General features: G+C 50.8%; 9 protein-coding genes and 1 other RNA gene. All 10 read left to right on the top strand.

Annotated features, from left to right (window positions below; genetic code table 11):
- Positions 1–8: 8 nt before the first annotated feature.
- Positions 9–770, top strand: a complete 762-nt coding sequence (gene dsbC / locus G7083_RS08540; RefSeq protein WP_166014385.1) for a bifunctional protein-disulfide isomerase/oxidoreductase DsbC — start codon at positions 9–11, stop codon at positions 768–770.
- A gap of 67 nt (positions 771–837) precedes the next feature.
- Positions 838–2,577, top strand: a complete 1,740-nt coding sequence (gene recJ, locus G7083_RS08545) for a single-stranded-DNA-specific exonuclease RecJ (RefSeq protein ID WP_166014386.1) — start codon at positions 838–840, stop codon at positions 2,575–2,577.
- 557 nt (positions 2,578–3,134) lie between these two features.
- Positions 3,135–3,920, top strand: a complete 786-nt coding sequence (pdhR, locus tag G7083_RS08550) for a pyruvate dehydrogenase complex transcriptional repressor PdhR (RefSeq protein ID WP_166014387.1) — start codon at positions 3,135–3,137, stop codon at positions 3,918–3,920.
- Positions 3,921–3,969: 49 nt separating this feature from the next.
- Positions 3,970–6,645, top strand: a complete 2,676-nt coding sequence (gene aceE / locus G7083_RS08555; protein ID WP_166014388.1) for a pyruvate dehydrogenase (acetyl-transferring), homodimeric type — start codon at positions 3,970–3,972, stop codon at positions 6,643–6,645.
- Between the two features lie 18 nt (positions 6,646–6,663).
- Entirely contained in the window at positions 6,664–8,268 is a 1,605-nt protein-coding gene (gene aceF, locus G7083_RS08560; RefSeq protein WP_166014389.1) for a pyruvate dehydrogenase complex dihydrolipoyllysine-residue acetyltransferase, read from the top strand.
- A gap of 262 nt (positions 8,269–8,530) precedes the next feature.
- Positions 8,531–9,958: a dihydrolipoyl dehydrogenase gene (lpdA, locus tag G7083_RS08565; RefSeq protein WP_166014390.1), complete on the top strand. Its 1,428-nt coding sequence runs from the start codon at positions 8,531–8,533 to the stop codon at positions 9,956–9,958.
- Positions 9,959–10,132: 174 nt separating this feature from the next.
- Positions 10,133–10,534: RNase P RNA component class A (gene rnpB, locus G7083_RS08570), an RNA gene on the top strand.
- 175 nt (positions 10,535–10,709) lie between these two features.
- A complete protein-coding gene (gene rsmH, locus G7083_RS08575; protein ID WP_166014391.1) occupies positions 10,710–11,660 on the top strand; it encodes a 16S rRNA (cytosine(1402)-N(4))-methyltransferase RsmH in 951 nt (316 codons plus the stop codon).
- 9 nt (positions 11,661–11,669) lie between these two features.
- A complete protein-coding gene (ftsL, locus tag G7083_RS08580) occupies positions 11,670–11,990 on the top strand; it encodes a cell division protein FtsL (protein WP_166014392.1) in 321 nt (106 codons plus the stop codon).
- The gene (locus G7083_RS08585) at positions 11,987–13,732 is read left to right on the top strand and encodes a penicillin-binding transpeptidase domain-containing protein (RefSeq protein ID WP_166014393.1); all 1,746 of its coding nucleotides are present in this window, start codon (positions 11,987–11,989) and stop codon (positions 13,730–13,732) included. The genes ftsL and G7083_RS08585 overlap by 4 nt, the downstream gene beginning before the upstream one ends.
- The last annotated feature ends 82 nt before the right edge of the window (positions 13,733–13,814 follow it).

The following is a 13,814-nucleotide window of genomic DNA, read 5'->3' on the forward strand; positions in this document are numbered from 1 at the left end:
TGATATTGATGAGCATACTGCGCCGACTAACATGGCTGGCTTTTCCTTTATTGAGCATGGCATCGGGCGTGCAAGCCAGCACTGAACCATCAAATACAGCGCAACTTGAACAGCGCTTTGCCAAACTCGGCCTGCAAGTTATGCAGGTCAAACCGGCGGATATTGCCGGTTTACTCGAAGTGCAAACGTCTGGTGGGGTACTGTTTGCTTCCGAGGATGGTCAGCATTTTATTGCGGGCACGCTGTACGCGCTGGATGCTAATGGCGGCTATGTTGATGTGTTGGCGCAGCGTCAAGCTCCGCTCAATGCGCAAAAATTGGCGGCACTGCAACCGAGCATGCTGGAATTTAAAGCGGCCAACGAAAAATACGCGATCAGTGTGTTTACCGATATTTCCTGTGGCTACTGTGTGCGTTTGCACAGCCAAATCCAAGAGTACAACGATTTAGGTATTACCGTGCGCTACTTGGCTTATCCTCGCCAAGGGCCGACTGGCCAAGTGGCTGAGCAAATGGCCGCGATTTGGTGTGCTAGCGATCCGAAAGCGGCGCTGCATGAGGCGAAAGTTAATCGTAAAACCATTAGCGCAGATTCGCTGGCCAAAGGTCAATCGCTCACCCAGTGCCAACAAACCATTGCCCAGCATTACCGACTTGGCCAAGAGTTAGGCATTAGCGGCACACCGGCGATTTTCTTGCCTAATGGTGAGATGGTTGGCGGTTATCTGCCTGCACCACAGTTGCTGCAACGCCTACAGGCCACTCAATAATCGGCTCCAATCCTCATTGACCATTAATTAAAGGATCAGGCCGAAGGTAACTTTGGCCTGTCATCACATGATAGAAATTCAACGTCGACCTGCGCCCGATCTTGCGCTGTTACCTGATCACATCGACCCACTGTTACGTCGGCTTTACCTGAGCCGTGGTGTAAGCGATGTAGCACAACTGGAAAAAGCCGCCAAAGCGCTGCATTCATTTAAACAACTGCACGGCATTGAGCGTGCGGTGGAGTTGCTGTTTACCGCGATTGTCGAGCAAAAACGCATCATAGTGGTGGGTGATTTTGATGCCGATGGCGCGACCAGCTCGGCGTTGTCGGTGTTGGCGCTGCGCATGCTTGGCAGCCGTAATGTGGATTACTTAGTACCGAACCGCTTTGACGATGGTTACGGCTTAAGCCCTGAAGTGGTGGATCAAGCCCTGCAGCGTGGCGCACAGATGATCATGACGGTTGATAACGGGGTCTCTTCGCTAGAGGGGGTGAGTTACGCCAAGCAGCAAGGCTTGCAAGTGTTGGTCACCGATCACCATTTACCGGGCCAACAGTTGCCGCCGGTGGATGCAATGGTGAACCCCAATTTGCAGCAGTGTGCTTTCCCCTCTAAGGCATTAGCCGGAGTTGGGGTTGCGTTCTATTTGATGATGGCGCTGTGCGTGCATATGCGTCAGCAAGGTTGGTTTGCCGCGCAAGGCATGGCTGAACCTAAATTAATGGAATTGATTGATCTAGTCGCGCTCGGCACGGTCGCTGATGTGGTGCCACTGGATGACAATAACCGCATTTTGGTCCATCAAGGTTTGCAACGCATTCGCGCTGGGCTTGCGCGTCCGGGGATCCAAGCATTGATTGAAATCGCAAAACGGGATGCATCGCGTTTGGTGGCGGCGGATTTTGGTTTTGCGCTCGGGCCACGGATCAACGCCGCTGGTCGTTTGGATGATATGTCGTTTGGGGTTGAGTTGCTGCTGTGTAATGATATCCACGCCGCAAGGCGCATGGCCAGTGAACTGGATGGCCTTAATCAAACTCGCAAAGAGATTGAAGAGGGCATGAAGCAAGAGGCGGTGGCGTTTTGTGAGCGTTTGCAACTGAGTGACGATCGCGAGCTGCCTTACGGTTTAGTGCTGTTTCAGCGAGATTGGCACCAAGGGGTGATCGGCATTCTCGCTTCACGCATCAAAGAGAAATATCACCGCCCAGTGATTGCTTTTGCGCAAGGCAGTGATGGCAAACTGAAAGGCTCTTGCCGCTCAATTGCTGGGCTGCATATGCGCGATGCACTGGATAAAATTGACACCCAGCATCCCGGTATCATCATTAAATTTGGCGGCCATGCGATGGCGGCGGGTTTAACTATTGAGCCGCAAAACTTTGAGCGTTTTTGTCAGCTGTTTGATCAACTGGTACGCCAAGAGCTGGATGATGCCGCCTTGCAAGGCATTATTCTCAGTGATGGTGAGCTGACGCCCGAGCAGTTTTCGCTACACACCGCTGAAATACTGCGCGCGGGCGGGCCGTGGGGGCAAGCGTTCCCTGAGCCACTGTTTGATGGCGAGTTTAAAGTATTGCACCAAAAATTGGTTGGTGATAAGCATCTCAAATTGATGTTAGAGCCGCTGTATAAAGGCTTTGCCAGCAATGTGATGATCGATGGGATTGCGTTTAATGTTGATCTGCGCCGCTGGCCGGATGCCTCGGTCAAAACCGTTCGCTTAGCCTACAAACTCGATATCAATCAATTTCGTGGAAATCAGTCACTGCAATTGATGATCGATCATATCGAAGCCAAATAGAGTCATCCGCTTGCCACTTGAAGTGGCAGCGGTCTGTTGCTGCTGATCCACAACGCCAAATCATTGAGTTGCGGATACTCCCATTTTGCCATTTCTTTTTCTGCCGAGGGCACTGACTGTCCACGCATTTTGCGCCGAGCAATATCCCCAAATCGAACTCTTGCGAGCAATATACCCTTCCTACTTGAAGCTGCAGCGGTGTTGGCGACGTTCGTTCACCCCAATCACCCCCAATCACATAGTTTGCCTATGCTCATGGGGACTCACTCACTTGCCGCCGACCTGAAACTCGAAGTTGTTTGGGTATAAATCCTCCGGTGTTGTCGTTTTCTAGCCCATCAACGCCCCATTCGTGTGTTTTTTGTAACTGACTCGCTCAATTATTTTATGGTCTCAATTAAATATTGTTAGCAAAATGTTTGCTGGGAGGTGCTTCCATGATTTGGGTCAACTTTTGGCTGGACAGTGATATTTTAATTATGTTAATTTCTGCAGCAACTTGAAATTGGTATGACCAATTGCCAGCAACAAGAATAAAAGTAAAAGAACAATAAATTATGGCCTATCAAAGGATTCGTCAGCCAAAACTCTCTGATGCGATTGAACAAGAATTGGAGAGATTGATAGTGGAAGGATCACTCGCGCCCGGTCAGCAACTGCCCCCGGAACGTGAGTTGGCCAAGCAGTTTGATGTGTCTCGTCCCTCAATCAGAGAAGCGATACAACGCCTAGAAGCCAAAGGTTTGCTCACCCGCCGCCAAGGTGGTGGTACGTTCGTTAGTGATCGTATGTGGCAAAGCTTTACCGACCCTTTGCTCAATTTATTGTCTAGCCACTCCGAAACGCAGTTAGATCTGTTGGAAGCGCGCCATGCGCTGGAAGGCATCTGCGCTTATTTTGCGGCATTGCGTGGTACCGAACAAGATTTTGCTCGGATCCAACACTGTGCGACCAAGATTGCCGAAACTCAACACGGCAAGCATGTTGATCAACACGATGTCGATCAAGAAGCGGAATGTGTCATGGCATTTTTAATTGCCATTACTGAAGCGGCGCACAACGTGGTGCTATTACACATTGTGCGCAGTTTAAGCCCGCTGCTTGAGCAGAATATTCGTCAAAACTTTACATTATTACATCACCGCCCAGCAGCGGTAGAGAAAGTAACTAAGCACCGAGCTAACATTGTGAATGCGATTGTTTCTGGTCAGCCGGAAAAGGCGCGTGAAATGTCCCATTCTCATTTAGCTTATATTGAAGAAACGTTGTTGGACTTGACCCGAGAGCAGACTCGTCGAGAGCGATCTCTGCGTCGAATTCAGCAAGGTAATGCGCCGCAATAAGCGGCCATTGCGATTCAACTTAATCCAACCAACAGAAGGATAGATCGCCATGTCTGACATGAAGCATGACGTAGATGCACTGGAAACTCAGGAGTGGCTTGCTGCCCTTGAATCCGTTGTCCGTGAAGAAGGCGTAGAGCGTGCCCAATACCTGCTTGAGCAAGTATTGGAAAAAGCGCGTTTAGATGGGGTTGATATGCCAACCGGCGTGACCACCAACTACATCAACACCATTCCAGCGGCGCAAGAGCCTGCTTACCCAGGTGATACCACGCTCGAAGGTCGTATTCGTTCGATCATTCGCTGGAACGCGATCATGATCGTGCTGCGTGCCTCGAAAAAAGATTTGGAACTGGGTGGCCACATGGCTTCTTTCCAATCTTCCGCGGCGTTCTATGAGACCTGTTTCAACCACTTCTTCCGTGCGCCTAATGAGCAAGACGGTGGTGACTTGGTTTACTATCAAGGTCATATTTCTCCGGGGATCTATGCTCGCGCTTTCGTCGAAGGCCGCTTGAGTGAAGAGCAACTGGATAACTTCCGTCAGGAAGTCGATGGCAAAGGCATTCCTTCTTACCCACACCCGAAATTGATGCCTGAATTCTGGCAATTCCCGACGGTATCTATGGGTTTGGGGCCAATTTCTGCGATTTACCAAGCGCGCTTCCTGAAGTATCTCAATGGCCGTGGCCTAAAAGACACCACCGCACAGCGTGTCTACGCTTTCCTTGGCGATGGTGAAATGGACGAGCCAGAATCACGCGGTGCGATCTCTTTCGCTGCTCGTGAGAAGCTGGATAACCTGTGTTTCCTGATCAACTGTAACCTGCAACGTCTGGATGGCCCAGTGACGGGTAATGGTAAGATCATCCAAGAGTTGGAAGGTCTGTTCCGTGGCGCGGGTTGGAATGTGGTTAAAGTGATCTGGGGTAACGGCTGGGACAAACTGCTGGCCAAAGACACCACAGGTAAACTGCTGCAACTGATGAACGAAACGGTGGATGGCGATTACCAAACGCTCAAATCGAAAAATGGCGCGTATGTGCGTGAGCACTTCTTTGGTAAATACCCAGAGACAGCCGCGCTGGTGGCCGATATGACTGACGATGAGATCTTCGCACTGAAACGCGGTGGTCATGAAACATCGAAAGTGTACGCAGCGTACAAAAATGCCCAAGAAACCAAAGGTCGTCCAACCGTGATCCTCGCGAAAACGGTCAAAGGCTATGGCATGGGTGAAGCGGCGGAAGGTAAGAACATTGCCCACCAAGTGAAGAAGATGGATATGACCCATGTTTTGGCGATGCGTAACCGTCTTGGCTTGCAAGATCTGATTTCCGATGAAGAGATCAAAAATCTGCCTTACCTGAAGCTAGATGAAGGCTCAAAAGAGTACGAGTACCTGCACGCTCGTCGTAAAGCGCTGCACGGTTATACCCCTGCGCGTTTGCCTAACTTCACGGGCGAATTCGTGGTGCCAGCGCTGGAAGAGTTTAAGCCGCTGCTCGAAGAGCAGAGCCGTGAAATTTCTTCAACCATGGCCTATGTCCGTTCGCTGAATATCCTGCTCAAAGATAAGAACATTGGTCAGAATATTGTGCCGATCATCGCCGATGAAGCGCGTACCTTTGGTATGGAAGGTTTGTTCCGTCAAATCGGTATCTACAACCCGCACGGTCAGAACTACACCCCACAAGATCGCGATATCGTTTCTTACTATAAAGAAGCAACCTCAGGTCAGGTACTGCAAGAAGGGATCAACGAGCTGGGTGCAATGTCATCTTGGGTTGCGGCGGCAACCTCATACAGCACCAACAACTTGCCGATGATCCCGTTCTACATCTACTACTCAATGTTCGGTTTCCAACGCGTTGGCGACATGGCATGGATGGCGGGCGACCAACAAACGCGTGGCTTCCTACTGGGGGCGACAGCTGGCCGTACCACACTGAACGGTGAAGGTCTGCAGCACGAAGATGGTCACTCGCACATTCTGGCGGGCACCGTTCCTAACTGTATCTCTTACGACCCAACCTTCGCTTATGAAGTGGCGGTGATCCTACAAGACGGTATTCGCCGCATGTATGGTGAGCAAGAGAACGTGTTCTACTACCTGACGGTGATGAACGAAAGCTACGCTCATCCTGCGATGCCAGTGGGTGCCGAAGAGGGGATCCGTAAGGGGATCTACAAGCTGGAAAGCTACTCATCTCAAGGAGCGGCGGGTAACAAAGCCAAAGTGCAACTGATGAGCTCAGGCACCATCATGAATGAAGTGCGTAAAGCTGCGCAAATTCTGAGTGCAGAGTACGGTGTTGCATCGGATGTTTACTCCGTGACCTCATTTAACGAATTGGCACGTGATGGCCAAGCGTGTGAGCGCTTCAACATGCTGCACCCTACCGTGGATGCGCAAGTGCCTTACATCGCACAAGTGATGGGGACTGAGCCTGCGATTGCAGCGACCGACTACATGAAGAACTACGCGGATCAAGTACGCGCATTCATTCCGGGTGAGTCTTACAAAGTGCTGGGAACCGATGGTTTTGGCCGCTCAGACAGCCGTGAAAATCTGCGTCGTCATTTCGAAGTGAATGCTGGCTATGTGGTTGTTGCAGCGCTGAATGAATTGGCTAAACGTGGTGATGTGGAGAAATCTGTGGTTGCAGCAGCCATCAACAAATTCGACATCGATACTGAAAAAACCAACCCGCAGTACGCTTAATTGAAGGAAGGAAACGTAATGACAATCGAAATTTATGTACCTGACATCGGTGCGGATGAGGTTGAAGTCACTGAGATTCTGGTCAACGTTGGCGACCAAGTGGCGGAAGAACAATCACTGATCACGGTGGAAGGCGACAAAGCATCGATGGAAGTGCCTGCTTCTCAAGCGGGCATCGTGAAAGAGATCAAAGTGGTGGTGGGTGACAAAGTGTCTACTGGCTCGCTGATCATGGTCTTTGAAGCGCAAGGTGCAGCAGCGGCTGCACCAGCTCCTCAAGCGGCGGCACCGGTTGCTGTGGCTCCAGTGGCCGCGGCTCCAGCTGCTACGGCACGCAAGGAAGTGCAAGTACCAGACATTGGTGGTGATGAAGTTGAAGTGACGGAAATCATGGTCAAAGTCGGCGATGTGGTGGCCGAAGAGCAATCACTGATCACCGTGGAAGGCGATAAAGCTTCCATGGAAGTCCCTGCGCCTTTTGCTGGCACGGTAAGCGAGATCAAAATCGCCGCGGGCGACAAAGTCTCAACCGGCTCGCTGATCATGGTATTTGAAGTGGCGGGCGCAGCACCGGTCGCGGCTCCAGTAACGGCCGCAGCAACCCCAGTTACTACTCAGTCCGCTTCAGCGCCAGCAGCAACACCAGTCGCTGCAGCAGCACCGGCCGCCAGTGGTGAGTTTAAAGAAAACCATCAGTACTTACATGCCTCACCTGTGGTGCGTCGTTTAGCACGTGAGTTTGGGGTTAATCTTGAGCAAGTGAAAGGCTCGGGCCGTAAGAACCGCATCTTAAAAGAAGACGTACAGCTTTACGTGAAAGAAGCGCTGAAACGTTTGGAATCTGGCGCGCAAGCGGCGGGTAAAGGTGACGGCTCGGCGCTTGGCTTACTGCCTTGGCCAAAAGTGGACTTTAGCAAGTTTGGTGATACCGAGGTGCAACCACTGTCGCGCATCAAGAAAATCTCGGGTGCTAACTTGCACCGTAACTGGGTGATGATCCCGCACGTAACCCAATGGGACAACGTGGATATCACTGAGTTAGAGAAATTCCGCCAAGAGCAAAACGCGATGGAAGCCAAGCGTGATACCGGAATGAAGATCACGCCATTAGTGTTCATCATGAAAGCGGCGGCGAAAGCGTTAGAAGCTTTCCCAGCGTTCAATGCTTCTTTGTCTGACGATGGCGAAAGCTTGATCCTGAAGAAATACGTCAATATCGGCATCGCGGTCGACACTCCGAATGGCTTGGTGGTTCCTGTGTTTAAAGATGTCAATAAGAAAGGCATCTACCAGCTATCGAAAGAGCTGGCGGAAGTTTCGAAGAAAGCGCGCGCCGGTAAACTGATGGCGGCGGATATGCAAGGTGGCTGCTTTACTATCTCTAGCCTCGGTGGCATTGGTGGGACTGCGTTTACGCCGATCGTTAACGCACCAGAAGTAGCGATCCTTGGCGTGTCTAAGTCGGAGATGAAGCCGGTGTGGAATGGCAAAGAGTTTGTGCCACGTCTGCAATTGCCACTGTCGCTGTCTTATGATCACCGTGTGATCGACGGTGCGGAAGGCGCTCGCTTTATCACTTACTTGAATGAGAGTCTGAGCGACATTCGTCGTTTGGTACTGTAAGCGAGTTTTCGGGTGGTGTAAGCCACCCGATCTATTGGTTCTCTCGCAATTTGACGCTGCAAGCTTGCTAGGTTGAATTGTTGTTTCGCTCACAGGCTACATGGATTGACTTTGCACACCATTAACATCTCGTTAAACTGTTACGGTCTGCAAGTCAGCGTGTTAGATGATTGGTTTGCCATCCTCGTTGCGGTAGGTTAAATCACACCACGAGAGATAACGCCCATCAGCCTGTTAGGGATATTGACTACAAGAGGTCGCAATGAGCAAAGAAATTAAAACCCAAGTCGTGGTGCTAGGTGCCGGTCCTGCCGGATATTCAGCCGCATTTCGTAGTGCAGATCTAGGTCTGGATACCATCATCATCGAACGTTACAACACGCTAGGTGGTGTGTGTCTTAACGTTGGTTGTATTCCTTCTAAAGCACTGCTGCACGTAGCCAAAGTGATTGAAGAAGCCAAAGCGTTGGCTGAGCACGGTATCGTATTTGGTGAGCCAAAAACAGACATCGATAAAGTTCGTCTGTGGAAAGAGAAAGTCATCACTCAGCTGACCGGCGGTCTGGCTGGAATGGCGAAAATGCGTAAAGTGAATGTCGTCAATGGTTACGGTAAATTCACTGGCCCGAACACGATTGAAGTGCAAGGTGAAGACGGCACCACTGTGGTGACTTTCGAGCACGCGATTGTGGCTGCGGGTTCACGTCCTATCAAATTGCCATTCATTCCGCATGAAGATCCACGCATTTGGGATTCAACCGATGCGCTGGAACTGAAAGAAGTTCCTGGAAAACTGCTGATCATGGGCGGTGGTATCATCGGCTTAGAAATGGCGACCGTTTACCACTCACTCGGTTCTAAAATTGATGTGGTTGAGATGTTTGATCAACTTATCCCAGCGGCGGATAAAGATATGGTTAAAGTCTATACCAAACGCATCAAAGACAAATTTAACCTGATGTTAGAAACCAAAGTTACCGCAGTAGAAGCGAAAGAAGATGGGATCTACGTGTCAATGGAAGGTAAGAGTGCGCCAGCTCAGCCTGAGCGTTACGATGCGGTTCTGGTTGCGATTGGTCGTGTGCCAAACGGTAAACTGCTGGATGCTGAGAAAGCGGGTCTGGAAGTGGACGAGCGTGGCTTTATCCATGTGGATAAGCAAATGCGTACCAACGTTGCGCACATTTTCGCGATTGGTGACATCGTAGGTCAGCCTATGCTCGCCCACAAAGGGGTGCATGAAGGCCACGTGGCTGCCGAAGTGATCTCGGGTAAGAAGCACTACTTCGATCCAAAAGTGATCCCATCGATTGCTTACACTGAGCCAGAAGTGGCTTGGGTTGGTAAAACCGAAAAAGAAGCCAAAGCAGAAGGGATTAACTACGAAGTGGCGACTTTCCCGTGGGCGGCTTCTGGCCGTGCGATCGCTTCTGACTGTGCGGACGGTATGACTAAGCTGATCTTCGATAAAGAGACTCACCGTGTGATTGGTGGTGCTATCGTCGGTACTAACGGTGGTGAACTGCTGGGTGAAATCGGTTTAGCGATCGAAATGGGCTGTGATGCAGAAGACATCGCACTGACCATTCACGCTCACCCAACTCTACATGAGTCGGTTGGCCTGGCGGCGGAAGTGTTTGAAGGCACTATCACTGACCTACCAAACGCCAAAGCGAAAAAGAAAAAGTAATGTCTGATCTACGTGGTTAATTTTCCGCGCTTGATTGAAGAAACCGCTGCTGGCAGCGGTTTTTTTTTCGTCTCCGTTTCCTGATTGGCGGTAAAGTAAGCAGTTAAAGCGAGATTTGACGCTCCGACCGATTGTTTCTGGACTCTGCTCACACTTCCCGCTACAATCCGCCGCGGAGTTGACTGGGTAGTCGCTGCCTTATTGACGTCCCTTGGCCTTGTGTCAGGGAGACTGATAAGGGGGAGGAAAGTCCGGGCTCCAGAGAGCAGGGTGCCAGGTAACGCCTGGGGGGCGCAAGCCTACGACAAGTGCAACAGAGAGCAAACCGCCGATGGCCTCTCCTTCGGGATAGGATCAGGTAAGGGTGAAAGGGTGCGGTAAGAGCGCACCGTGCGACTGGCAACAGTTCGTAGCAGGGTAAACTCCACCCGGAGCAAGACCAAATAGGCCTCCACATAGCGTTGCTCGCGTTAGGAGGCGGGTAGGTTGCTTGAGCCAGTGAGTGATTGCTGGCCTAGAGGAATGGCTACTACCGCGCAAGCGGAACAGAACCCGGCTTATACGTCGACTCCACCTATTGCAGACCCATCATAGCCTTGTGTTATGGTGGGTTTTTTGCTTTTTGCTGACTCAGGTAACAGCAAAACCATTAAACTTAGCGCAAAGTCACGTCCTGTAACGCTTATAGTTAGCGGTAGTGTCTGAAATCAGTACACTATATGGCGGGTATGCCCAGCACAACGAGAAAATCATGACTGCATCTTTCCAACACATCTCTGTACTCCTTAATGAATCGATTGAAGGATTGGCGATCAAGCCGGATGGGATCTACATCGACGGTACCTTTGGCCGTGGTGGTCACAGCCGCAGCATTCTCGCCCAGTTAGGCCCACAAGGCCGTTTGTACAGTATCGACCGTGATCCACAAGCGATTGCCGAAGCGCAGAAAATTTATGATCCGCGTTTTACCATCGTCCATGGTCCTTTTTCTGGGATTGCAGAATACGCACAGCGTTATGATTTAGTTGGAAAAGTTGACGGTGTGCTGTTTGATTTAGGCGTGTCTTCACCACAGTTGGATGATGCCGAGCGTGGTTTTAGCTTTATGAAAGATGGCCCGCTGGATATGCGTATGGATCCGACCTGTGGTATGCCGGTTTCTGCTTGGTTGGCACAAGCGGATCTGGATGATATTACTTGGGTGATCCGCGAGTTTGGCGAAGATAAACATGCGCGCAGAATTGCCAAAGCGATTGTCGAATACCGCCAAAACGAGCTTAATGAACCGTTAACCCGCACCGGTCAATTAGCCAAACTGATCTCTGAAGCGGCACCAAAAAGTTTTAAAGAGAAAAAACATCCGGCCACACGCGCTTTTCAAGCTTTTCGGATCTACATCAACAGTGAATTAGAAGAGATTGATACCGCGCTGCGTGGTGCGAGTGAAATTCTGGCTCCGCAAGGGCGTTTGTCCGTGATCAGCTTCCATTCGTTGGAAGATCGCATGGTGAAACGCTTTATGCGTAAAGAGAGCCAAGGTCCAGTGGTGCCCCATGGTTTGCCACTGACTCAAGCGCAGATCCAGGCCCTCGGTAGCGCCAAGATGAAAACGGTCGGTAAAGCGCTCAAACCAACCGATCAAGAAGTTGAACTTAACCCGCGTTCACGCAGTTCTGTGCTGCGCGTGGCGGAAAAGCTGTAGCAGCTTACTATGCCTCGTCAGTTACCGCCGAATTTGGCTAAATTAATTGCCCTCGACCTACTCACCGTAGGTCGGCTGCCTTTATTGTTGCTGCTGCTGATTTTTAGCTGCGCGATGGCGGTGGTATTTATGACCCATCAGGCCAGACAAGCGATCAGCGCTAAAGACCAAGCGTTTATGGAACGTGAACGGCTCGATAATGAGTGGCGCAATTTGATTTTGGAAGAAACTGCCTTATCGGAACATAGCAGAGTGCAACAATTGGCGAGACAAGATCTGCAGATGCAGCGTCCAGACTCAGAAACCGAAGTCGTGATCAATCTTAAATGAACAACAAAACTGCCCGAGCCAAATCAAGCAAAGTCTCGCCTAAAGTGAGCTCCACTCAGCCTGAGCCGGTTTTTATCCGCTGGCGCTTTTATCTGCTACTGTTTTTTGTGTTGAGCGCTTTCTGTGCCTTGGTAGCACGGGTGGCGTATATCCAGATCATCGAGCCTGATAATCTGATCCGCGAAGGGGATTTACGCTCAATTCGCGCCAAAACCTTACCCTCCGCGCGCGGGATTATTTCTGATCGTAATGGCGAAGCATTAGCGGTGAGCGTGCCGGTGGAAGCGGTATGGGCCGATCCGGTCGACATCTATAAAAAAGGTGGCTTGGTCGATAAAAAACCGTGGCATGCCTTAGCTGATGTGCTCGGGTTAGATCGACAAGAGATGATCAAAAAAATCGAGGATAACCGCACTCGACGTTTTATTTATTTGCAGCGCCAAGTCAGCCCCGCGATGGCCAACTATATTCGTGAATTGAAATTGACCGGAATTGGTCTTAAAGAAGAGTCGCGGCGTTATTATCCAGCCGGTGAAGTGAGTGCTCACCTAGTTGGAGTGACAGGGATTGATGGTGCGGGGCTTGAGGGGATCGAGCGCAGCTACAACAACACTTTGACCGGCGAGTCAGGCAAGAGCGTGATCCGCAAAGATAAAGATGGTCGGGTGGTGGAAAATATTGCGCTAGAAGAGCGCGAACAGGGCAAACCGTTACAATTGACCATCGATCAGCGCTTACAAGCGATTGCCTTTCGTGCCGTCAAGCAGGCGATGGTTGATTATCGTGCCACCTCGGCATCGGCGGTGATGTTGGATGTCAAAACTGGCGCGGTATTGGCGATGGTGAATGCGCCATCCTATAACCCGAATAATCGTAACGACTGGCAAAGTTTTAAAATGCGCAATCGGGTGATCACCGATGCTTTTGAACCTGGCTCGACGGTTAAGCCTTTTGTGGTGCTGGCGGCATTAGCCAATGGCATCGCCGATAAAAATACCGTGATTGATACCGGTGATGGCACCATGCAAATTGGTGGCAGTCGAGTGCGTGATACTTCTAAAGTGGGGAAAGCTGACTTAACCCTAATTTTGAAAAAATCGAGCAATATCGGCGTGGCGAAATTAGCCTTAGAGATGCCGCTGGAAGCTTTGCTTGGCATGTACAGTTCGGTCGGGTTAGGCGAAATGTCCAGCTTGAATTTGGTTGGTGAAACGGCGGGAATTTTCCCTAATCGCCGCCGCTGGTCTCCGTTTGAAATTGCCACCTTATCGTTTGGTTATGGACTGGCGATCACTCCAATCCAACTTGCCCACGCCTATGCCACGTTGGGCAATCATGGCAAATATCAGCCAATCCACATTATTAAAGGCGAGCAGCCTGCTGCTGCACGCCAAGTGGTGGAGCCTAAATATGTCAAGCAAGTGCTGGAAATGTTGGAAACCGTCACCCAACCGGGAGGGACAGCCACTCGCGCTGCCGTACCGGGTTATCGGATTGCAGCCAAATCGGGTACCTCGCGTAAAGCGATTGCTGGCGGATATAGCGATGAATATTTTGCCTATACCGCTGGTGTCGCTCCGGTGAGTAATCCCAGAATTTCGTTGGTGGTGATGGTTAATGAGCCGCAGGGCGATTCTTATTATGGCGGTGCGGTAGCGGGGCCGGTTTTTTCCGAAATTATGAAAGGTGCACTGCAAATCCTCAATGTCGCGCCGGATGAAAACCGCTTCCAAGCCAGATAGTTTGATTATCTTTTGGCTAGATTCCTAAAGCAGAAACACCTCAAATAGGCCGCGTTGCATCGAGCTCGCGGCCCGAATAAAG

This window comes from Vibrio sp. HDW18, from assembly GCF_011306175.1.
Lineage (GTDB): Bacteria > Pseudomonadota > Gammaproteobacteria > Enterobacterales > Vibrionaceae > Vibrio > Vibrio chanodichtyis.